We start from the raw sequence: 21,743 nt of genomic DNA on the forward strand, positions 1-21,743 counted from the left end.
AGTTTCTGAAACACTGAAATCGAAGCACAGTATACAAAGTGAAAAAATACACTGCATAGCTCACAGAAATGTGTGTTTTATGTCGAGTTCGAGCAAGGAGAGTCAAAATATGACATGGATTGTTGCAATTATTGGGTCGATTGCTGGTTTTTTGTTTGGTTATGATGAGGGAATCATTGCTGGCTCTTTGGAATTAGTTAAAAATTATTTTAATTTAACTGCGACACATATTGGTGTAATGGCATCAGCTTTACCATTTGGTGCGCTTTTTGGCTCCATGCTGATTGGTGCAGTTACGGCATCAAAGGGAGCCAAACGTTTTGGCCGCCGAACATTATTGTCTTTTTCTGGAATATTGTTCTTTTTTGGTGCATTAGGAGCTGGGTTCGCGGATTCTATTGCTGTACTCGTAATCTCACGATTAGTTCTTGGCCTTGCAATTGGTATGGCTTCAGTCATGGCGCCCTTATATTTGGCTGAAACGGCAACTTATGAAACAAGAGGAGCTGTGGTTGCTATTTATCAATTGGCAATGACTGTAGGAATCGTCTGTTCTTATTCAGTCAATTATTTGTTTCTTGAGAATAATGATTGGCGTGCCATGTTTGCTTCAAGTGCCATCCCAGCTCTGGTTTTAAGTATTGGAATTTTACTCATGCCAGAATCCCCGAGATGGTTGTGCAGTGTCGGTCGTCGTGATGCGGCATCTAAAGCTTTAAAAAAACTCCGTAAAAGTCATTTGATTCAACATGAGTTAACGGATATTGAAATGACATTGGCAAATGAGCCCAGAAAGGGGACTTGGCTGTTGTTATTTAAGAGTCCTTTATTGCCAGTTTTGATGTTGGGTACTATGTTATTTTGTTTACAACAATTAAGTGGAATTAATGTAATTATCTACTTTGCTCCTGAAATTTTTAAAAACTTAGGGATGGACAGTATTACAGGGCAAATATTGGCAACGATTGGCATTGGTGTGGTTAATTTACTGGTGACTGTCATTGCAATACTTAGTGTTGATAAAGTAGGGCGTCGTAAGCTATTGCTGTATGGTTTTTCCGGTATGTTTTTCAGCTTGCTGGCTCTATGTATGTTTTCAATATATCAAGTTGCTTGGCTTCCTTTTTTGTCAGTTGCATGTTTAATTCTTTATATTTTTTCTTTCGCAGTGAGTGTAGGCCCAATACCGCATATTGCAATGGCAGAAATATTTCCTTTGCATGTGCGTGGCGCTGGAATGGGGTTCTCTGCAATGAGTAACTGGACTTTTAATACTGTAGTCATTTTTAGTTTCCCGCTTTTGGAGAACATGATGGGTATTGAATATACTTTTGCTTTATATGCAGTGATTTGTCTTTTAGGACTCATGTATACTTATTTTTATATGCCAGAGACAAAAGGCATTAGTCTGGAACAAATAGAGAACTACATTATGTCTGGTAAATCGTTACGGTTATTAGGACGTGAAGAGCTACCCTCTGCTGAAGACATTGGTAAAAAAGAATCATCCTGTTTAGCTTCTACCTAAGATGTAATGGACTGCATAAACCTCTCCAAGTACCGCGTTTTATACTCGGTATCCAGTAACTTTTGCCTCATAATAGACTACAGATAGTACATCAAGCCCCTTTCTGGATACCGCGCATAAAGCGCGGTAAGAAATTCGTTAGGCTCTATCTTGCTTTGCTCGAGGGATCATCAAATCACATATCAGTCGGCATGTAGGAGGGAGCTTAGCTATCAATTTCCATTGAAGAATGTCTCAATTTACTTGTTAGTTTATCTCTTAGCTCAATAGCACGTAAAACAGCTACATAACTCCAAGTAAGTGAAGGAGCTCCTTGTAGTATTCCAGTATTTAAATTAATTTGTTCGCTTAATTTCATATCCGGAGCATATTTTTTTACAAGTTTTAAGTAATTATCTCCAGCTTGAAGGTTTTTTGCGATCTCGCTTTGGTTTATTGAAGGTAAATTATTAGCGAGTGTGTAGTAATATTCAGCCATAGTGGCAGTTAAAATAAACCAAGGGTTGCCTATACTGTTGGTTTGATATCCATCATAAGTATCCCCCGGATAGCGCCCAAACAAAATTTCCCCCGAATGCTTATTGTTGATCGGGAACATTGAATCAAACTGCTCATATAAGGCTTTTACTGTGTTTTGGACGTAGGTACTGTTCGGAGACAAATCTCCATTCTTTTGTGGGTTAAGTAAAATGCCTAAAACGACTGAGGAATCAAGTTCTAAAGTTTTTTGGGGACCAGGATGGGGTAAAAGGGTTGCTAGAATTGTCTTATGAGCTGGATCTAAATGCAGATTCAGGCGAGTATTGATTAGCCTTGCTTGTTGTTCATAATAAACTGCAGCCTCATTATCATTGAGACGACGAGCAAGAGCTGCACCTTCAAAAAGTGCTTTCTGTTGTGCCATGGCAGTAAAAAAATGATGTCCAAAAACCTCTTCCCAAAGATCATAATTTTTATCAGACCAATGGTGCGCAGTGTATTCCAAATCCATTTTAATTACACCCATTGAATGCGGATCCAGATTGTTATTATATAGATTGTCTTGAACATATTCTGTTTCATTATTATCTAACAATTGCTGGGCAAAATGGATAAGAACAGAGGCTCTTAAGGCTGGACCGTCATTTTGAGGTCTTCCCCAAGGACCTTCAAAAGGATAGCCATCAATATAAAATTTGGGCTCTCCTAATATATCTTGACCTGGCGATGGAGCATGCTGGTGTTGAAGCTTTTGGGTCCAGGCAACATAGCTAAGTAACCGTTCTTTATATCCAAATGCCTGAGAGGATTCATACCATGTTTCAATCAAACCCATGGCAATTGCAGAGTCACGAATCCAATCATAATAATAATCTGGATTTTGTTTGGAGGGAGCGGCAACTATTGCGCCATTCGATTGAATATTTGCAAAAAAATTCTGTCTCAGTTTTTGGACATCCTCAAGACTAAATACAGAACTTATTGCTTGAGAAACAAAAAAAATCATTAAAAAACATATCCTTTTCAAAATAATCTCCCTAGTAAAAACAAACTTTTTCATAGTACCTTAAAATAGCTGAGCAGAGTATAGGAAAATTCAAGGAGTACTTATTGGGAGCAGTTCACTTGGATATAGCGAGACCGAATCTGGAATTTAACTGATCTTTTTCTAATATAATTTTAAAAATCAGGGGCCTTAGCCTGCGTCAATAACATTCACCCAAAGTAAAAACAAGATGTAAATTTGTAGAAAATTTGATTGGTTTCTTGTATCACTTAAGGGGTATATTTTGGTTGTGTAAGCAAATAGTTAATAGATCTTCAGGCTGCTTCGCCAGATAAGTTGGCTGGTGTTTTAATAGGATGTTCTCTGAGTTATAACCCCAAGTAACAGCAATTGACTGAATATTATTTCTCTTTGCGGCTTCAATATCTCGAGTTTCGTCACCTATGTAAAAAACATTGCTTTTATCAATTTTGTATTTTTTTAATGTCTTTTTTAGTAAATGTCGTTTAGAAAAACAATTCGATTCGTCATGGATAAAACTGAAAAAATGATGAATTTGATACATCTCTAGCCATATAAGAACATTATCAGTCGAATTAGAGGTTAGAATACCTAAGGGACACCCAGACTTATAAAAAATCTCTAATATTGCGGCAATATGGGCAACTGGTTTCATATTTGCCATTTGATCGTGTAAAAGATGTCTAATTTGTCGAATTAGTGATGGTATTTTGTAAAAGGATACCCCTAAAAAATTGATTAACTCTCTTGAAGAAAGATTGCGCAGATGCTCCATTTCATGTTCTTTGATCTTCCTATAGTTAAATTGTTCAGCTAATAAATTAGTTGCTTCAATGACGCAATCATAACTGTCTACTATTGTTCCATCAAAATCAAAAAGTAAATGCATGGTCAAATATCCTGAATCATCGAATCGATGAGTTTAATTTTGACATGGTAAACCGATCTGACCATACATCACAATGATTATCATTATCTTATTCCCTCTCAGTTTTTTTAATTATTTTTGAGATCATGAAGTAAACGGCAGGAAGTATAAATAAAGTAAACAATGTACCTATGCATAAGCCCCCAATAAGCACGGTACCTATGGCATGTCTGGCTTCGGCTCCCGCATCATGAGACAGTACCAAGGGGATGGCACCAAAAACCATGGCACCAGTAGTCATGAGGATAGGACGTAACCTTAATGAGCATGATTTTTTTATCGCCTCTGCTAAGCTAAAGCCTTCCTTTTGTAATTGATTAGCAAATTCAACTATCAAAATACCATGCTTACTGATTAATCCTACTAAAGTAACTAGCCCAATTTGGGTAAAAATGTTTAGGGATTGGCCAAATAAGTAAGCAAAAAGCAAAGCACCAAAACAGGCTAAGGGCACGGTGAACAGGATAATGAATGGATAAACAAAGTTCTCGAATTGTGCTGTAAGAATGGCGTAAATAAAGAGTATAGCTAAAGCGAATAACAAAACCATAGTATGCGATGATTCATTATATGCTTTCGCAGCGCCTGCCCAACTCAATTTATATTGGTTGGGAAGGTTTTCCTTTGCCTGTTTCATGAGTTTATTCATTCCTTTCTTAAATGATTGATTTTCAGGTAATTGGGCATATAAAGTTGTAGAGCGCATTTGGTTAACATGCTCCAATGCAGTTGGTTGTGCACGTCTTTTCATTTGGGCTACTGCGCCTAAAGAAACGCGTTTTCCTAAAGGAGTGGTAAGATAAAGCTCGTTTAAAGTCCAGGGTTTAGAAGATCCTTCTAAAGTGAGGTTATAAGATATGCCGTCTTTTTGAAAAGACATGGATTTATCACCACTGAAAAAAACTTCGATTGTTTTAGCCAATTGCGCCGGAGTTAATCCAAGCTGAGCTAAGGCATTTTTATCTATATTTACAGAGTATCCCATGGAGTCAAGGCGTAAGTCATAGCGAGTAGAGGCAAATTCTTTGCTTTGATCCAGTATTTTTTTAAAATGTTCTGTTGCGTTAAATAATTGACGGAAATTTTCAGTAGTAGAAATAATAAGTTCCAATTCCGAGTTATTGCGGGCATCCTCTACCCCAGGTAATCCAGAATCCCAGCTCCATACGGAGGCATCGACTGAAGGTAATTGTTCTGTTTTGGATTTTAAGGAATTTACAATTTGCTCTGCAGAACGATTTCTTTGTTTATGAGCCTCTAAAGGCATGACGATACTACTACCCCAACTTCCTAGAAAGGTTAACGTATTTTTTGCTTCGGGGACTTTACCTATGGACTGTTGCAATCGTTTTGTATTGGCTTCTAGCGTATCTAAGTTATCTCCAGATACAGGAGGAGTATAAATTCCTACTAAACCGCGATCTTCTTTTGGTGTCGTTTCACCAGGCATCACTTTATAAAAGAGCAGACTTAGGCTTAGTGATAGGGTAAGTATGAGAAGTGCGGTTTTTTTTCGATAAATAATGATACTCAGCAACTTATAGTAATACTGAGCTAGTTTACTCAGGAATCTATCTATTGCGGGCCATAAATTTTTTGTATTTTTATGGAGAAATGTTGCACACATCAAAGGGGAAAGCGTCAGAGCAACTATTCCTGAAATGAATACACTACCTGCCAGAGCAACTGCAAACTCGATAAACAATTGACCGATCATGCCATCGATTAAAGCGATAGGCACATAAACGCTAGTTAACGTTAAGGTCATGGCAACAATAGCAAAACCGATTTGCTTTGATCCTTTAAGTGCCGCATCCATAGGAGATAAATCATCTTCAATATGACGCCATATATTTTCAAGAACAATAATAGCATCATCTACAACTAGACCAACGGCCAATACCATCGCTAGGAGAGTCATTTGATTTATAGTAAAGCCTGCAAATTTTAAAAATAATAAAGAACCTAAAAGTGAAATCGGAATAGCAATTAAGGGAATTATTGTGGCGCGTATATTCCGCAAAAAGATAAAAATAATGACTAAGACTAAGAAAATAGATTCAAGAATAGAAGATTGAATGTTTTTAAGAGATGCTTTAATAAATTCGGATTGGTCAATAATGATTTTAGTTTTAATGTCGTCGGGCAGGCCTTTTTTTAAGGCATCCAACTCCTTGCGTACATTTTGGGATACTTCGATGGGATTTGCGTCGTTTGCACGGTTAATAGCAAGCACCAAACCGGAATGACCATTGACCTTTACGCGGAATTGATTATTGTCTGTAGTTAATTGAATTCGAGCTAAAGATTTAAGAAAGACAGGATAATGGTTTTGGGTTTTGATAATCAGATTTTCATAGTCTTCAGGGGTTTTTAATTCAAAATCAAGTGTAGTAGGGATTTTGTTTTGATAATTACCCGCAGGCAGAGATAAGCGGTTATTGACAATTGCATTGGCTACTTCATCGACATTAATTCCAAATGCATATAATTTCTTTTGATCTAATTGGATGGAATAAGTAAAAGGCTGTCCCCATACATCAACTGAGGCAACTCCTTTAAGACTCCGGAACACGTTTTTTAGATTCAAATTGGCATAATGTGTCAGTTCGCCAAAATTTAAAGAAGACGATTCTAGAGCAATACCTATAAATGGTAAACCATCTGTTTGTCTTTGACGCTCGATTATTGGTGCTTTTACTGTGGTAGGCAGTTGTGCTTGCGCCAAGCGTGTTGCCTCATGGGTGGCATTTAGCGCTTTGTCCATGGAAGAACCTGGACGAAAACGTAAGGTAATGTGTGATTTTTCTGCTTTAGAACGTGAAGTCATTAACTCCAATCCTTCTACGCCAGCAAGTTGGTCCTCGAGCACATTAGTAACCACAGACTCCACTAATTCTGGACTGGCATTAGGATAATGAGTATTCACAGTAATGACCGGAAAACTGATATCGGGATATTCTCTCAGGGATAATGAATGAAAACATAATATTCCCAAGAGCAGGATCATGCTATTAAGAATAATGGCAATCACTGGATGTTTTAAAAAATAGCTTGTAAATTTCATAAGAGGCTAGCTAACCTTTATAAATTGACACTTCCAGTCCTGGATATAATCGCTCCGGGCTCTTACTTACTATGTTTTCCCCTGATTTTAATCCCGAAATAATTTCTACCTGATCTTTTTCCTGTATCCCTGTTTTGACAGGAACAAGTTCTATTTTTTTATTAACAACCTTATAAACGTGTGTTTTTCCTTGTTTGAGAAATAATGCTTGTGTTGGAATGACTAATACTCCTGTTTTTTTATTCACTACGAGCCGGCCGGATACGCTGGCACCAACCAGACAGTCAGTGCATTGAATATCGACGTCTGCGGGGCACATATGTGTTTCATCATCTATCATTTTTTGTACATGGGTTAAATGATAAAGTTTGTTTAATATATAAATTGGTTGGTTTTCTTTAATTGAGTGATTATTCGTACAGGGAATATCAATTTCAACGGTTAATGAGTTAGGATCATAAATGGTGACTACCGGTGCACCTTCGGTGACTTGTGCTCCTTCCTTAATTTTAAATGCTCCAATAATGCCGTCAAATGGTGCATAAAAACGCATGTTTTTGAGCTCGATTTTGGTTCTTGCCTTTTCCTTTTGTGAGTCGATCCAGATTCTTTTTTTCTCTTCGACTTCTCTTGTACTCACAAATCCTGGTTTTTGCAAATTTTTAAAGCGTTGATATTGTGTGTTTTCCAGTTGTTCTGTTTCTTTAGAGAGTTTGTAGCTTCTTTCAATGTCTGGATTAATTATTTTAGCAATTAAATCCCCTTTTTCGACTGTTTGTCCTGAACTTATGAGTGTATCCAGCATACCCGATCCTTTGGCAACAAGAACAGTCGCATGTTTAGGACGAATAGTTCCTATGAGCCTTATTGTTTTTTCAATTGTAGTCGGTGCTACAGTCACTGTTTCGACTATTTTCGGGGCTGGGGGAGGTGAGGTTTGTGCGTGATAATAAAATAGATAATATATACTTAAGACGGTAAAAAGTATGCTCGATAAACCAATTACCTTATATTTGGAGGATAGGCTATTTCTTATTATGAGGGTGATTAAGTTCAGACTCACGAAATACTCCTCAATTGGGAGTCGGGTTGCAGTTGGGCCATTGTGATTATGGCTTTTATCCATGCAGGATCACTATTCATGCTAGGAACGATAGTTAATTCTTCCCCACCAAGTGTTATCCATTGTTTTTTAAGACGTATACCTATTTCTTCCAGTGTTTCCAAACAGTCAGCAACAAAAGAAGGACAAACAATAACCAGTCTTTTAATCCCTTTAGCAACCAATTCAGCAAGAATGTGATCCGTATAAGGCCTTATCCATGGTGTTTTACCCAATCTTGATTGAAAGGCGGTACTGTAATTATTCGTAGATAAGCCCAATTCGCTTGCTAATAGACGACTGCTCTGATGACATCGGGCTCTATAACATCCCTGGATGTTATCTGTTAAATCAGGACAGGGTTCAATGCAAATTGATGTACAACTTCTTTTTGTAATTTGGCGCTCTGGAATTCCGTGATAACTAAAAAGAACATGCGTTTGCTCTTGAAGATAAGTTTTAATGGTTTGAGCTTGTGCTTTAAGGTAGGCTGGATGTTGAAAAAAATCCCTTATTATTTTGATTGATGGGACAAAATCCCAGGAGCTGAGAATACGCATGGTTTCAGCAATGGATGAGCCATTAGCTGCTGATGAATATTGTGGATATAAAGGCAGAATAGTGATGGATTCGCAATGCTTTAACTGATTTAAAGCGTGGGCGATAGACGGGCTCCCATAACGCATTCCAAGAGCAATTACGCTTTCTGAACCCACTTCCTTTTGTACCTCGGTCACTAAATTTTGGCTATGGAAAAGTAAGGGAGAACCTTGTTCAGTCCATATGGATTGATAAGCACGGGCAGAACGTTTTGAGCGGAAAGGTAAAATAAACAGATAAACCAAGATATATCGAAGCAAGGCAGGGAGATCGATGACTCGCTTATCGGTAAGAAATTCGCGCAAATAGCTCCTGACAGATGAGGTATCTGAATTTTTAGGGGTGCCAAGATTTATAAGTAATAAACCATGCTTCATCAGCAATTTTCCGACCTTAAAGAGAATAAGGCCATCATACATGAAGACGGTTTTTAATTCATTATTTGTTCAAAATTTACTCTTATGTGGCTTATGGACGCAGCACCTCGATGATACTGCGTTAAATTTATTAAGCCGTTTCAACCTCAGCATTTTCATTTAGCACCATTACATTAGCTGCGTGTAGACCTTTGTCACCTTGTTCTACATCATAATTGACTATTTGTCCGGGAACTAATGTTTTATAACCTGTACCATGAATCGATGAGAAATGAACAAAAATATCATCGCCACCATTTTCTGGAATAATAAATCCCCAACCTTTGGCATTATTAAACCATTTCACTTCACCTTTAGCCATATATCCTCCTTTTCCGGAGTCACAGACCTAGACTCCATCGTTTCTCAATTGCTCTGACTCTTTCTGTCAGGTGAGCAATTGCATTCATCCATAAATGACAATTGAACCTATTTTCTTATAGGCAGTTTTAACATAACGTAAAATAGACTCACTACTCAATAGTATTTTTTATAAAAAAAATAATTGTGTTAATAATTCCTTAAGTTGTTTATGCTAATTTACTAGTATAGGTGTAATAAGAGGAGTTCAGATGAGTCAATACAGTACTTCTAAAATGTTAGGAAAACTGGCTGCTGGACAGAGTAATTCCCGTCATAAGGATGTCTCGCAGGAAATAGAGGAAGTTGCACAAGAATTTGCTGTACCTCAATTAACCCCCTCTGCAAAGCCATCTGAGGAATTAGAAATGAAAAAAGTCCTAAACAACATTTTAGGTCCGTCCTTTTCAAAGGGATATACTCCGATGGATAAAAAGTAATTTGTGGTCATCCGTATTAAAAATAAGCAATCATCCGTAGTCATTAAGCCCTCTTCCTATCGGGGAGGGCTATTTTTTGAATGTTAGTTCTTAGCATAATATTTAAAAATCGTTGTAAAAAATATTATTAATTTTACTAAAAACAACGATGCTAAAGCCCACATTTAGGTATATACTTTTTAGAAAGAGTATTATTTTTTTGAGGCTTGCATATGGCAGGATTTGCTGAAACTGCACATTGGCGGGATTCCGCTCGAAGCGCTCGTTTTTTTATAGTTGATGCCCGAGCCGCGTTTCCAATTTTTTTATTTCTAATGCATATCAGGGTTTGGACAGGGATACTGGTTTTAATCTCTGCAGTTTTTTTTGGCATCATTGAACATTACGGTTTTACAGTCCCGGTTTTTTTAAGGTGGATAAGGAGTACTTTGGCAGGGTCGATTAAGTCTTCAAAACCGTGGTGGCGATAGTATGGAACGTGATATTAGTAAATGCATGTCAGTTATAGCCGCAAGTTTAAATGCAAAATTTTATCTTAATGATAGATTTGTGAGTTATGAGGAGGTTTTTGCAGATACGGGTTTGTTGCCAGCAATTGCGAAAAGAGCCGATCAATTGTGTTCTCTATGCCTTGGGTATGGCTTGGGAGCTACATTTGATGAGGCAGAAGGAGCTTTGTTAGGGCTCAGAGTCGTTTTTGATGAAGTTACACCTAATGTTTTACGGTTGTTGTGTATGACTGATGTATTAAATGAGTTGATTCAAGGTGGTCCAAGCCGTGATTATACCCCTTTGGATGAATTAATGTATGACTAGGTGTGTTTTATTAAAATATATTGTAAAGAAATCGTAAGTAATGGTAGTTTTGGGTGCATTTGTAATTAATTTTGATAGACTTAGGTTAACTAAAGTTTTTATGGTTTAGGGGTAACGTTATGGGATTTTTTAAACACGATCGTACTGGTGAACAAGGAGATCCTGTTCGCGAAGTTGAGGCCCAGGTTAAAGCTGGATGCACAGGACCCATTGAGAAAATGGAACTAGTGATGTCAACCCGAGGGGTCGATACATCAGCTCTTAATGAGGCTACTGAAACACTAAAAATTATAAATAAGGTTATAGCTGAAGGCCCAGAGGCATTGCCAAAAGAGGCTCTGCAAACAATCCAAACAAACCAAGCAGACAAGCCACAGTTTAAAGAAACATTCCAACAAATGAAGGAAACTCAAGAGGTAGCTCAAGGGGTAACTCAAGAAGAAGATAACAGTACTAATTTAAAAATATAAGTACGGGTTCGAAACTTAAATTTTAATCATTCTTTTTTAAATATTCACAAAGAGCGTCTAAGCTCTTTGTGGATATTATTTTTTTATATAATCGAAATTACTGTTATACTCCATAGTACTGCACTGATTTTTTGCAGACGTTTTATTCTTAAAATTAATCTGGATTTATGGAAAAAAATAATTTCACTAAAGAGCATAATGAAGCAATTCTGAAAGCATTAGATTATGCGATTGAAAACGGACCTTGGGATAAGTCAAACTTTCTAAGGTCAATTGGTAATCGATTGATTGGAATTCGCGATAATTTTGCAAAAAAAATTAGTGCGCGCAGTCAAGCACAAATTCGAGCGGATACTCATTTAGCGAACCGTCTTGCTTTAAGGAGTGGCCAGCAAGAGGTTTTTGTTTCTTTATATTCTTCAGATGGCTCTAATCTTCAGTCTTGGGAAAGAATAATTGCCAATTTGCCTCGACAAATGATTTCTCGCCCCATTTATGCAAATGAAGATCAAGTAAAAGCTTTAATCAAATCAAAAGAAAACAAACAGAATGAGGCTTATGTCGGTATCTACATCAATCAAAATGATATTATTCGTCTTTCTGCGGATAAAACTTTGATTGACAAATTAGGCAGCCCTTTACTTACGTTAAAAGATAGGGCTTTAGATGTCGAGAACATTACCCGTTTTGTTCATCTAAGCGGTAATTATAAGTATTCACGCGGGCGTTTGAGCAAAGAACAGTGATTCTGTTTTTCCCTATTCTTTGTAGTTATCAAAAGTATTACTTGCGAATCTCTCGCAAAAATATCCTAGAGCAGTATATACTTAAAAGAAACAAACTATTTTTAAAGTAATCGCCAATGGCACAACAACCGCAACAACAAGGTCAAGATAGTGGCATGGGCCCAATATGGGTGATGGTACTATTATTCATTACTGTGTTTTTTATTTGGAAAATGGGACATCAGTACATTGTAATGTTTGTTTTTCAAATTAACATCTGGCAAGCAAAACTTGTTAATTTTTTTGTTCATAGTGAGCAACTGGCGAGTTTGATTCAAATTATGCAAACAATTGATCCCAATGCAGTAAATTGGGAGCAGCTTTTAGATACAACACGTGCTGTTGGCGACTTCATGCGTTATCCTGTAGTTCTTGTCCTACTGGTTATGGCAGTTGTTTTGTATCAGTCAAATATTACCCTGAAATTCCGTAAAACTTATGATATGAAAAAATTGCGCGAACAGGAGCAATTTAATTGGCCTGCAATTATGCCTGTAGTTAAAGAAGATTTAGTAGACCAAGATATAAATCAAGGTCCTTGGGCAATGGCACTGACGCCAATGGAATTTGCGCGTAAGTACAATTTATTAAAAAAAGAAGATGTGCTACTCGACGATCCAGTACCCGGACAAGAGATGACAGCCGGAATACGAAGAGGAGATGCAAAACGAGTTTTTACCTTGCAACTAGGTCCTTACTGGGATGGATTTGAGCATTGTTCACCCCAGGCTTATGCATTGGCGGCTGTGTTTCTTGCCCGTATTAACCGAGACAGGGATGCGGCTAACACTATTTTATCAACGTTAGACAAATCGTATGTTGCCGGAAAGCCTGATTATAGTATCGCTAGGCCTACCATAGAAAAGTATAAAAATACCGAGCTTATCCAGGAAGTTGTTACAAAACATGCCTATACTTTAAGTGTAATGGCTTCTTTGCTTGAAAAAGCCCGGATGGATGGGGTTGTTCCAAGTTCTGAATTTTTATGGTTAAGACCTGTTGATAGGCGGTTATGGTATATGCTTAATTGTGTTGGTAGACAAACACCATTTTCAGAAGTTGCAGGACCTTTCGCTCACTGGAAAGCAGAGAAAGAAATGGGACGACGCTCTTTGGTGCCTATGATAGATGAGGCGATTAAGGCTTTGGAAATTGCTATAAAAGAAGTTAAGTTATCACCTCGACAAATGCAGGAGTTAGAGCCATGATGCGCGGTATTGATTCACGTCATGAGTTAGATCCTACCCTCTTACTTAGAGATACGCGGACTTTGACACAGAGATTGGCTGATTTCTTCGCTGATCCAACGAATATTTCGATTATACTTTTCACTTTGTCAGCAATGTCCTATTATTTCTCCGAGGCAGCAACGCTCCTGATGCTTGTAGGTGCTGGAAGCTTTCTTTATAGTTATACGCGGAAACAAAAATTACCTTTCCGTCTTCCTCTAATATCTCGTGTAAAAGATTACAACGATATGAAGCCAGGCGTTAACAAGCCTAATATGGCTCGTGGAATCGCTTTTTTTGGTAATGATCGTAAAACAGGACATGAATTATGGTTTGCCAATGATGATATGCGTACCCATGCGTTAATCTTTGGCTCAACCGGTAGCGGTAAAACAGAATGTTTGGTTTCCCTTGCTTTTAATGCTTTAGTACAAGGCAGTGGTTTTATTTATGTGGACGGTAAAGGTGATAACTCACTCTATGCTAAAGTTTTTTCCATGGTCAGGAGCATGGGGCGTGAAGACGATTTGCTTTTGATTAACTTTATGACTGGTGCACGAGATATTATTGGTCCACAAGAAAGAAGACTGTCTAATACGTTTAACCCCTTTTCTCAAGGTTCTTCCAGTATGTTAACCCAGCTTGTAGTGAGTTTGATGGGTGATTCAAAAGGAGGCGGAGATGGTGATATGTGGAAGGGTCGTGCTATCGCTTTCGTAGAAGCCTTGATGCGTCTTCTAGTTTATATGCGTGATGAGGGAGCAATACTTTTGGATGCTGATACCATCCGTAACTATTTTGATTTAACGCGCTTAGAAATCATTGTTGTTGATAAAATTTTTCCGCGTGATAATCAAGAAAGTGTTAATATCGAACAGATTCCAAAATTGGTTACAGACCCTTTACGTAACTACTTAGGTACTTTGCCAGGTTACAACAAAGAGAAAAAAGGAAAGCAAGTATCACAGGTTTTGGAGCAACACGGTTTTATTACCATGCAGCTGGTAAGGGCGTTTTCATCCTTGGCTGATACCTATGGACATATCGTTCGTACTAACCTCGCAGAGGTAGATTTTAAGGACGTAGTATTGAATCGAAGGATTTTGGTCGTACTATTACCTGCTTTAGAAAAATCTCCTGATGAGTTATCTAACCTTGGTAAAATTATTGTTTCTTCATTGAAAGCAATGATGGCGGCAGGTTTGGGGGAAGACGTTGAAGGGGATTATCGAGATGTAATCTTGCGAAAACCGACAAATGCACCTACACCCTATATGTGTATTCTTGATGAGTATGGATATTATGCGGTTCAAGGGTTTGCAGTGGTTCCTGCGCAAGCGCGTTCTCTTGGCTTCTCAGCAATTTTTGCAGGGCAAGATTTACCTGCATTCCAAAAAGCATCTAAAGAAGAAGCGGCATCTATCGGTGCAAACACAAACATTAAAATATGTATGAAATTAGAAGATCCTACAGAAACCTGGGATTTCTTCACCAAAACAGCAGGTGAGGCTTATGTAACTAAAGTGGATTCATTTCAAGCTAAAGACACTAGTATGGCCAATACGTATATGGACAGTAAAAGTTCTTCGTTTGAAAAGAGGGCTCGCGTTGACTTATTGGATCTCAAAGAACAAACAGAAGGTGAAGCACATATATTCTTCAAGTCAAAAATTGTTCGTGCCCGCATGTTTTATGCGAATCCTAAACCGGTTAAGAAATTAAAGTTAAATCAGTTCTTAAAAGTAGAAGCTCCACCAGACGATTATTTAATGAGGTTACAAAAGCAATTGGCCTCATTTCAGAAAATTTTGGAAAGTGGCGATTTATCAATTAATAAAACAGCAGAAAGCGAAGAAATTACGCTTATTTCCAAATTATTGCGTGAATCACCTATAGAAGAGCCTATAGAACGTGGTGTTTCTGCTTTAATTGCGTTCCATGGCCATAATGAACCAGAACCTGTTGAGGATTTAATTGAAGAAGAAGTTGAAGGTGCGTTAACAATATTTAGTCCTTTACGAGAACGCCCAGGAGATCCTCCGGTTTTAGTTAGTGATAAGGCCGCATTTTCTGAGTCCTTGCTTCCTATTAATGACACACGTAATCAGATGATGAATATTGAACGTTTAGCTGGAGCAAAAGATAAATATGCTGGCACGGTTGCAAATGAACTTATTAAGGACTTCCAGTTGGCAACCAGTTACCCTCCTGAAGAGCGAGATTTTATTGCTCCAGATGAGTTAACTGATTTGGTAAGAACCTTGTCAGGAAAAATTGCAAGCGAACGTGAAAATGCAAAGAACAAAGGTGAAGAATAATCTATAACTTCATTGTATGTTTTTATCGTCAACACCATATACCTCAAAAGAAGTTTAGCCATGTGTATTCATGGCTAATATCTCTTCATTCCGACGTCGAGAAAAACTCACCTTTGCGCAAGACAAGACTCTTGAAATTGGCAAATTAAACACGTTGTTTTCTTAGAACCTTTTGTGAAAAAATAAATCTGAGCGATTTGTTTTTATTCAAAAGAATGTAAAGCAATAAATAAATTTTTAAAAAAATAGCTATTTTATTGAATTCATTGTAACGTAATGATTTGTATGTTTTTCTTAAAGATGGAACACACAATAAAACTACAGTCAGAATCATTTTAATTGGTCATTTGAAATATGAGGAATGTGAGTGAGATCAGTACATATTAATCTAATTCAGGCTGTTGGATTGATTGCCTTATTGACGCTGACCGCCTGTAATGGTGATTATTGGGCAATGGAGAAAGACGAGCCCAAATATCCATGTAAAGTTCTTGGTGCCTGTGATGCTACCATCATGAAGCTTGCTAAAAAATTAAATGGAAAAGGGGTTAAAGTAATTACAATAGGTCAGGATTATATGATCAGCATTCCTGCGAGCTATTTGTTTGAGCCAGAAACACCGCGCCTAAAATGGAAGTCTTATCCATTATTAAATGAAGTTGCCGCATTTCTAATACAATTTCGTAAAATTGCCATAAATGTAGCCAGTTACAGTAACAAATATGTATCGCCAAGAAGAGAGCATGCATTGACTTTAGCCAGATCGCGAGTCGTTAGCGAATACCTATGGTCTCAAGGAGTAGATAGCCGTTTTATCTTTACACAAGGATTAGGTAGTGATAAACCTATTATTGGGTACACTAAAGGTGGTGATAATTCAATAAATGCACGAGTAGAAATTACTTTCAGAAGAGCTGTGGCATAGGGGAAAGAATGAGTCGTGAAACGTGGGAAGTCATAAAAAGCAGTAAGAATTTCTATGTTAACTCATACAGGCGTGGACTAATTGCGTTAATTATTTCTCTGTTACTGAATTGCATTTTTGGACTATTAATCGTCTACATTCATTTAACAGAGCCTGAGCGAGTTTTTTATGCAACAAGTGGGGTAGCCCCCCCTATCCAGTTGCAGCCTCTTATGGCTCCGAATTATTCATCGAACGCGTTACTTCCTCCTGATCCACCCGCAGAGAATGAGGAAGATAAATTGATACCACAATAAGCAATAAATAGAGGATATTATGGCTGAAGACGCCTTAACAGTTGTTGCACTAAGAAACAAATTTTATAAAGACAGTCAGCGTAAAGTAATACTTGCGTTGTTAATTGCTCTTATTGTCAATATAGTCCTGGCAGCACTATTAGTGTACATGATTACCCATCCTCCAGCGCCTAAATATTTTGCAACTAGTATTAATGGTCGGATCACCCCACTGTTTCCTTTGAATGAGCCAAACCAATCAGATTCTGCGGTATTGCAATGGGCAAATCAGGCTGCTATTGCTGCATTTACCTATAATTTCGTTAACTATCGAGATGAATTGCAGGCTTCATCTGGGTTTTTTACACCCGAAGGTTGGGATCAATTTCTAAGTGCTTTACAACAATCAAATAATCTGGATGCAGTGAAGGCTAAAAAACTGATCGTTTCTGCTGTAGCAACACGAGCCCCTATTATCTTGCAAAAAGGCGTATTAAACGGAAGTTTTTCATGGCGAGTACAAATGCCTATATTGGTAACATACCAGAGTGCAAGTGAATTTACTCAGCAAAATAATGTGGTTACTATGTTAATCACCCGTGTTTCCACTTTAAATTCGCCAAGGGGAATAGGTATATCGCAATTTGTTGTAGGACCTGCCGCAGGTGGAGTGTCTTAATGAAAAAGCTGAACTGGTTTTTAAAGTTTTGTGTGATGTATGGAATAGCCTATTGGATTCCTGTTGCTTCTTATGCCCAGGAACAAAACGATAGTGCCCAACAAGCCTTACAACAGTTACGCTTATTGCAGCAACGTTTATCACAAAATCAACCAGCAGGACAAAATCAGCCACCAGGACAAATTCCAGCTCCCGCTCCTGGTCAAGCTCCTCCACCTGCACAAAATCAAGGGCAAAATATTCCTATCCCTCTTGCAAATAATATTTATAAACAACCTGCTCCGGCTCAAACTCCTCCACCGGCTGCAGCACCTAATCCTAATGCACCAATAACCCAAAATGATGAAGAGATTATTGACAATAAAGCATTTAAAGATATGACAAGAAATATCTATCCATTGAGTACGGAGCAAATTGTTCATTTAAGACAAATAAGTGAGACTATGGAATATGCCAAGGCTTCGCCCGCCGGTACCCCGCCAAAGCCTACAGCAACTTCTCAATTTGTGAATTTGTCCCCTGGCTCAACTCCGCCCGTCATTCGTTTGGCCCAGGGGTTTGTTTCTTCACTGGTTTTTCTTGATTCATCCGGAGCACCATGGCCTATTGCGGCTTATGATTTAGGGGATCCAAACTCATTTAATATCCAATGGGATAAAACAAGTAATACAATAATGATTCAAGCAATGAAATTATACAATTATGGTAATTTAGCTGTCCGTTTGAGAGGTTTAAATACCCCGGTAATGCTAACGCTTATACCAGGACAAAAAGCAGTAGATTACCGAGTTGATTTGCGTGTTCAAGGTTTTGGACCAAATGCTAAAACCATGCCTCTGGAAACAGGCATTCCTCCCTCAGCGAGTGAATTGCTTCTTCATGTTTTAGATGGTGTGCCTCCTCCTGGAAGTAAACGATTAAGCATTACTGGAGGAGATGCACGTGCATGGTTAGCTAACGACAGGATGTATGTTAGAACCAATCTGACAATATTGTCGCCGGGCTGGTTGGCAAGTATGACCAGCGCAGATGGGACGCATGCTTATGAAATGCAAAAATCACCGGTGTTATTAGTTTCCTGGCATGGGAAGGTCATGCAGCTCAAGGTAGAAGGGTTATAAATGGCTGGCAGAAAAGAAAATATAAAGTCGCTTTTTTCCAATACTCGGACACGGGTTATTATTATTTTTACTATGGTACTGATAGTAATCGCTATAGTGGTAGGGTATATAAAATTAAGATCGATTGGTACAGGACCCTCAGCAGTTGCAACTGTTGGGCGTACTCCGGGTGCTATCCAATCCATTCCAGGTGTTCTTAACCCAACTGCCCAATATGCTAAATTACAAGAAGAGCAAAATGTTAGCCAGGCAGCAAAAGCAGAGCAAACAGGTGGAAGCGCTATTCCAACAATTATCAGAACTCAAGCATTGGGTGAGGGTGTTGGTGTCATTGGTTCCCAAGGTGGGCAAACTGGAGTGGGTTTTGCAACACTAGCTCGTGAAAATGAGGAGGGAGCACAAAAAAGTCTTTGGCTACAAACATTACAAAACGCAGGTTGTTCCAAGACTGCAGTGAATCAAGTTGTTAGCCAAGGGGCGCAATTGGTTGATTTAAAGGGGGCATGTAGCTGCGTACAATTAAAAGATAGTGGTTATACTTTAAGGGAACTAAATCAAGTTTGTCCCTGTAAAGAATTAAAAGCTGCAGGATTTAATGCCAGGCAACTTAAAGATGCAGGATATACAGCTTCAAGACTAAGAGAGTGTGGTTTTAATGCTTGTGAATTACGTAATGCAGGCTTTACTGCGCAAGAAATGAAAGATGCTGGCTTTTCTGATGATGAATTGAAAGGAGCTGGTTATACTCCAGAGGAGATAGCGAGAGCCAGTGGTTTACCGGCCGGAATGACTGCTGCGGATGTATTAAAAGCTGGGTGTAATGTTGATGCATTAGTTAAATTACGTAAGGCGGGAGTCTCTGCTTCGGCAATTCGACGAATCAGTGGATGCAGTGCAGCACAGCTAAAAGCAGCTGGTTTTACCGCTAAAGAATTGCGTGATGCAGGATTTAGTGCAGCAGATTTAAAAAGAGCGGGTTTTACTCCTGAAGAATTAAAAGCGGCGGGGTATACAGCCAGAGATTTATTAAATGCTGGATTCACACCAGATGATCTTGCTAAGGCAGGCTATTCTGCAGCAGATATAAAAGCGGCCGAAAATGAATTGCCGCCGGGCATCACTCCTGATGATGTAAAAAAAGCGGGTTGTGATGTTGATGCATTAAAAAAAGAAAGAGCAGCAGGTGTTAGTGCCACTCTAATTAAAAGATACGCTGGATGCAGTGCTCAAGCATTAAAAGCCGCTGGTTTTACTGACGCAGAATTAGCAAACGCTGGTTTTACGCCACAGCAAATTGCTGCTGCAACTCCGCTTACTGATGCACAAATCAAAGCTGCTGGTTGTAATCCAGAGAATCTGAAAAAGCTATTCGCATTAGGTGTTTCTGCTAAGCGTATTAAAGAATTAAACGGATGTAGCGCTGAAGCATTAAAAAATGCAGGTTATAATGCACAGTCTTTACTTGATGCCGGATATACCCCAGCACAGTTGTTGGCTGCTGGGTTTAGTCCCCAGGACTTGCAAAATGCTGGACTAACTCCGGCAGATATAATTGCAGCAGGACGTGTTGCCGATTGCAGTGTTGAGTCATTGAAGAAAGCACGGGCGGCAGGAGTTAGCGCACTGACAATTAAGAAAACACTTGGATGTTCTGCAAAGGCACTAAAGGATGCCGGTTATACAGCTAAAGAGCTCAAAGATGCCGGGTTTACAGCTGCTGAACTCAAAGCGGCAGGTTTTAGTGCTAAAGATTTAAAAGATGCAGGGTTTAGTGCCAAAGAGTTAAAAGATGCTGGTTTTAGCGCCAAAGAGCTAAAGGACGCCGGCTTTAGTGCTAAAGACTTAAAAGATGCTGGCTTTAGTGCTAAGGATTTGAAAGATGCAGGTTTTACAGCTGCGCAGCTAAAAGCAGCAGGATTTAGTGCTAAAGATTTAAAAGATGCTGGTTTTAGCGCCAAGGAATTAAAAGCAGCAGGATTTAGTGCTAAAGACTTAAAAGATGCTGGTTTTAGCGCCAAAGACTTAAAAGATGCTGGCTTTAATGCAAAAGAATTGAAAGATGCAGGATTTAGTGCCAAAGAGCTAAAAGATGCAGGATTTACAGCGGCAGAAATGAAGGCAGCGGGTTTTAGTGCTAAAGAGTTGGCTGATGCAGGGTTTAGCGCCGCTGATTTAAGAAATGCTGGATATAGCGCAGCAGAATTGCAAAATATTCAGGCTGCTCCTGATGGCTCACAAGTAGCAGGCTTGGGAGCGCCGAATATTCAGCAAGGTGCATTTAACATTGGTGGAGTGCCCACATTAGGCCAGGGATCAGGTGGAGATGCTGTAACCCTCCCTGGCTCTGCTGCGAGTAATCAACAGTTGCAAGCCATTATCAACAGACAAAATCAGCAGCAAGCTGAACAAAAATACCAACAAAAAATCCAGCAAAAAACTTCTGATATGCTAACGGCTGCGAATCAATTAATTGCAGATTGGAAAAATGTACCTTCACAAAGTTATACCGCAGGAAATAAGGAAGATGAGAAAGTGGTGGCTGCCGGAGCTGGTCCTGGAGGGCCAGGTGGTGCTCAGTCTACAACGACTACTGAATCTACAACGCAAGTAAATATGATTAGAACAGGCGACGTGCTTTTCGCTGTAATTGATACTGCAGTGAATAGTGATGAGCCAGGTCCTATTCTTGCGAGTATCGTTTCAGGAAGACTTAAGGGTACCAAGCTCATCGGTAGTTTTAACTTACCGTCGAACGCCAATAAAATGGTTATTACGTTTAATACGATGTCAATTCCAGGCGCTCCAAAAACAATTCCAATCTCTGCTTATGCAATTGATCCAAATACGGCAAGAACCGCCCTTTCCAGCAAAACAAATAACCATTATTTACTGAGATATGGTTCATTGTTTGCCTCTTCGTTTCTGGAGGGCTTTGGTAATGCATTTCAGTCTGCGAATACCACGGTCACCATTGGAGGAACAGGTGGCGGCAATAATGTAACCGTTGCTAATGGTGTTGGTCGTTCTACACTAGAAAATGCTGTGATTGGTTTGGCTACCGTTGGTAAGACATGGGGGCAGCAAGCACAAGTATTATTTAATACACCTACAACTGTTGAGGTCTATGCAGGAACTCCTGTGGGGGTTTTATTTACTCAGGATGTAAAATCTATTTAA

The 21,743-nt window shown here is 38.8% G+C and carries 19 protein-coding genes; 13 read left to right on the forward strand and 6 right to left on the reverse strand.

Annotated elements, in window-relative coordinates; all coding sequences use genetic code 11:
* The first annotated feature begins 79 nt into the window (after positions 1 to 79).
* Positions 80 to 1,528 (forward strand): sugar porter family MFS transporter, encoded by a 1,449-nt coding sequence (locus tag Lpar_RS06560; protein ID WP_082650347.1) that lies wholly within the window; start codon positions 80 to 82, stop codon positions 1,526 to 1,528.
* A gap of 205 nt (positions 1,529 to 1,733) precedes the next feature.
* On the opposite strand, the gene Lpar_RS06565 is transcribed toward Lpar_RS06560, so the two are convergent.
* The 6 genes from Lpar_RS06565 to Lpar_RS06590 all read right to left on the reverse strand — a co-directional run bounded on the left by Lpar_RS06565 (position 1,734) and on the right by Lpar_RS06590 (position 9,470).
* On the reverse strand, positions 1,734 to 3,014 hold the full coding sequence (locus tag Lpar_RS06565; protein WP_058517191.1) for a glycoside hydrolase family 15 protein: 1,281 nt from the start codon (positions 3,012 to 3,014) through the stop codon (positions 1,734 to 1,736).
* Positions 3,015 to 3,279: 265 nt separating this feature from the next.
* Positions 3,280 to 3,924 carry an HAD hydrolase-like protein gene (locus tag Lpar_RS06570; RefSeq protein WP_058517192.1) on the reverse strand — a complete coding sequence of 215 codons (645 nt, stop codon included), beginning with the start codon at positions 3,922 to 3,924 and terminating at the stop codon, positions 3,280 to 3,282.
* Between the two features lie 88 nt (positions 3,925 to 4,012).
* A complete protein-coding gene (locus tag Lpar_RS06575) occupies positions 4,013 to 7,030 on the reverse strand; it encodes an efflux RND transporter permease subunit (RefSeq protein ID WP_058517193.1) in 3,018 nt (1,005 codons plus the stop codon).
* A gap of 10 nt (positions 7,031 to 7,040) precedes the next feature.
* On the reverse strand, positions 7,041 to 8,093 hold the full coding sequence (locus Lpar_RS06580) for an efflux RND transporter periplasmic adaptor subunit (protein ID WP_058517194.1): 1,053 nt from the start codon (positions 8,091 to 8,093) through the stop codon (positions 7,041 to 7,043).
* Positions 8,090 to 9,109, reverse strand: a complete 1,020-nt coding sequence (hemH, locus tag Lpar_RS06585) for a ferrochelatase (RefSeq protein WP_058519192.1) — start codon at positions 9,107 to 9,109, stop codon at positions 8,090 to 8,092. The genes Lpar_RS06580 and hemH overlap by 4 nt, the downstream gene beginning before the upstream one ends.
* 130 nt (positions 9,110 to 9,239) lie before the next feature.
* Complete coding sequence (locus Lpar_RS06590) at positions 9,240 to 9,470, reverse strand: cold-shock protein (protein ID WP_058517195.1); 231 nt, start codon at positions 9,468 to 9,470, stop codon at positions 9,240 to 9,242.
* A gap of 250 nt (positions 9,471 to 9,720) precedes the next feature.
* Here Lpar_RS06590 and Lpar_RS06595 point away from each other — a divergent pair, with 250 nt between their 5' ends.
* The 12 genes from Lpar_RS06595 to dotG all read left to right on the forward strand — a co-directional run bounded on the left by Lpar_RS06595 (position 9,721) and on the right by dotG (position 21,743).
* On the forward strand, positions 9,721 to 9,948 hold the full coding sequence (locus tag Lpar_RS06595) for a hypothetical protein (RefSeq protein ID WP_058517196.1): 228 nt from the start codon (positions 9,721 to 9,723) through the stop codon (positions 9,946 to 9,948).
* 212 nt (positions 9,949 to 10,160) lie between these two features.
* Positions 10,161 to 10,418, forward strand: a complete 258-nt coding sequence (gene icmT / locus Lpar_RS19245) for an IcmT/TraK family protein (protein WP_058517197.1) — start codon at positions 10,161 to 10,163, stop codon at positions 10,416 to 10,418.
* A 1-nt stretch (position 10,419) separates the two neighbouring features.
* Entirely contained in the window at positions 10,420 to 10,764 is a 345-nt protein-coding gene (locus Lpar_RS06605; RefSeq protein WP_019233476.1) for a type IV secretion IcmS family protein, read from the forward strand.
* Positions 10,765 to 10,883: 119 nt separating this feature from the next.
* The gene (locus tag Lpar_RS06610) at positions 10,884 to 11,234 is read left to right on the forward strand and encodes a hypothetical protein (RefSeq protein WP_058517198.1); all 351 of its coding nucleotides are present in this window, start codon (positions 10,884 to 10,886) and stop codon (positions 11,232 to 11,234) included.
* A gap of 167 nt (positions 11,235 to 11,401) precedes the next feature.
* A complete protein-coding gene (gene icmQ, locus Lpar_RS06615; RefSeq protein WP_058517199.1) occupies positions 11,402 to 11,980 on the forward strand; it encodes a Dot/Icm secretion system protein IcmQ in 579 nt (192 codons plus the stop codon).
* A 116-nt stretch (positions 11,981 to 12,096) separates the two neighbouring features.
* Positions 12,097 to 13,227 (forward strand): type IVB secretion system coupling complex protein DotM/IcmP, encoded by a 1,131-nt coding sequence (gene icmP / locus Lpar_RS06620; RefSeq protein WP_058517200.1) that lies wholly within the window; start codon positions 12,097 to 12,099, stop codon positions 13,225 to 13,227.
* The gene (locus Lpar_RS06625) at positions 13,224 to 15,566 is read left to right on the forward strand and encodes a TraM recognition domain-containing protein (protein ID WP_058517201.1); all 2,343 of its coding nucleotides are present in this window, start codon (positions 13,224 to 13,226) and stop codon (positions 15,564 to 15,566) included. The genes icmP and Lpar_RS06625 overlap by 4 nt, the downstream gene beginning before the upstream one ends.
* 367 nt (positions 15,567 to 15,933) lie before the next feature.
* Positions 15,934 to 16,491, forward strand: coding sequence for a type IVB secretion system protein IcmN/DotK (gene icmN, locus Lpar_RS06635; RefSeq protein WP_058517203.1), 558 nt, complete (start codon positions 15,934 to 15,936; stop codon positions 16,489 to 16,491).
* Positions 16,492 to 16,499: 8 nt separating this feature from the next.
* Complete coding sequence (icmM, locus tag Lpar_RS06640; RefSeq protein ID WP_058517204.1) at positions 16,500 to 16,787, forward strand: type IVB secretion system protein IcmM/DotJ; 288 nt, start codon at positions 16,500 to 16,502, stop codon at positions 16,785 to 16,787.
* Between the two features lie 19 nt (positions 16,788 to 16,806).
* On the forward strand, positions 16,807 to 17,445 hold the full coding sequence (locus Lpar_RS06645; protein ID WP_058517205.1) for a type IVB secretion system apparatus protein IcmL/DotI: 639 nt from the start codon (positions 16,807 to 16,809) through the stop codon (positions 17,443 to 17,445).
* Positions 17,445 to 18,566, forward strand: a complete 1,122-nt coding sequence (locus Lpar_RS06650; protein ID WP_058517206.1) for a DotH/IcmK family type IV secretion protein — start codon at positions 17,445 to 17,447, stop codon at positions 18,564 to 18,566. The genes Lpar_RS06645 and Lpar_RS06650 overlap by 1 nt, the downstream gene beginning before the upstream one ends.
* Positions 18,567 to 21,743, forward strand: coding sequence for a type IVB secretion system protein DotG/IcmE (gene dotG / locus Lpar_RS06655; protein WP_058517207.1), 3,177 nt, complete (start codon positions 18,567 to 18,569; stop codon positions 21,741 to 21,743).

Origin of the sequence: Legionella parisiensis, assembly GCF_001467945.1 — a bacterium.
In the GTDB taxonomy this organism is placed as follows: domain Bacteria; phylum Pseudomonadota; class Gammaproteobacteria; order Legionellales; family Legionellaceae; genus Legionella; species Legionella parisiensis.

What these genes read in the sequence shown, in the direction of transcription:
- icmP (WP_058517200.1), top strand. Translation starts at nt 12,097, where the DNA reads ATGGCACAACAACCGCAACAACAAGGTCAAGATAGTGGCATGGGCCCA.
- Lpar_RS06590 (WP_058517195.1), bottom strand. Translation starts at nt 9,470, where the DNA reads ATGGCTAAAGGTGAAGTGAAATGGTTTAATAATGCCAAAGGTTGGGGA.
- icmQ (WP_058517199.1), top strand. Translation starts at nt 11,402, where the DNA reads ATGGAAAAAAATAATTTCACTAAAGAGCATAATGAAGCAATTCTGAAA.
- Lpar_RS06650 (WP_058517206.1), top strand. Translation starts at nt 17,445, where the DNA reads ATGAAAAAGCTGAACTGGTTTTTAAAGTTTTGTGTGATGTATGGAATA.
- Lpar_RS06565 (WP_058517191.1), bottom strand. Translation starts at nt 3,014, where the DNA reads ATGATTTTTTTTGTTTCTCAAGCAATAAGTTCTGTATTTAGTCTTGAG.
- hemH (WP_058519192.1), bottom strand. Translation starts at nt 9,109, where the DNA reads ATGAAGCATGGTTTATTACTTATAAATCTTGGCACCCCTAAAAATTCA.
- Lpar_RS06645 (WP_058517205.1), top strand. Translation starts at nt 16,807, where the DNA reads ATGGCTGAAGACGCCTTAACAGTTGTTGCACTAAGAAACAAATTTTAT.
- Lpar_RS06570 (WP_058517192.1), bottom strand. Translation starts at nt 3,924, where the DNA reads ATGCATTTACTTTTTGATTTTGATGGAACAATAGTAGACAGTTATGAT.
- Lpar_RS06595 (WP_058517196.1), top strand. Translation starts at nt 9,721, where the DNA reads ATGAGTCAATACAGTACTTCTAAAATGTTAGGAAAACTGGCTGCTGGA.
- Lpar_RS06610 (WP_058517198.1), top strand. Translation starts at nt 10,884, where the DNA reads ATGGGATTTTTTAAACACGATCGTACTGGTGAACAAGGAGATCCTGTT.
- icmT (WP_058517197.1), top strand. Translation starts at nt 10,161, where the DNA reads ATGGCAGGATTTGCTGAAACTGCACATTGGCGGGATTCCGCTCGAAGC.
- Lpar_RS06560 (WP_082650347.1), top strand. Translation starts at nt 80, where the DNA reads ATGTCGAGTTCGAGCAAGGAGAGTCAAAATATGACATGGATTGTTGCA.
- Lpar_RS06625 (WP_058517201.1), top strand. Translation starts at nt 13,224, where the DNA reads ATGATGCGCGGTATTGATTCACGTCATGAGTTAGATCCTACCCTCTTA.
- Lpar_RS06605 (WP_019233476.1), top strand. Translation starts at nt 10,420, where the DNA reads ATGGAACGTGATATTAGTAAATGCATGTCAGTTATAGCCGCAAGTTTA.
- Lpar_RS06575 (WP_058517193.1), bottom strand. Translation starts at nt 7,030, where the DNA reads ATGAAATTTACAAGCTATTTTTTAAAACATCCAGTGATTGCCATTATT.
- dotG (WP_058517207.1), top strand. Translation starts at nt 18,567, where the DNA reads ATGGCTGGCAGAAAAGAAAATATAAAGTCGCTTTTTTCCAATACTCGG.
- icmM (WP_058517204.1), top strand. Translation starts at nt 16,500, where the DNA reads ATGAGTCGTGAAACGTGGGAAGTCATAAAAAGCAGTAAGAATTTCTAT.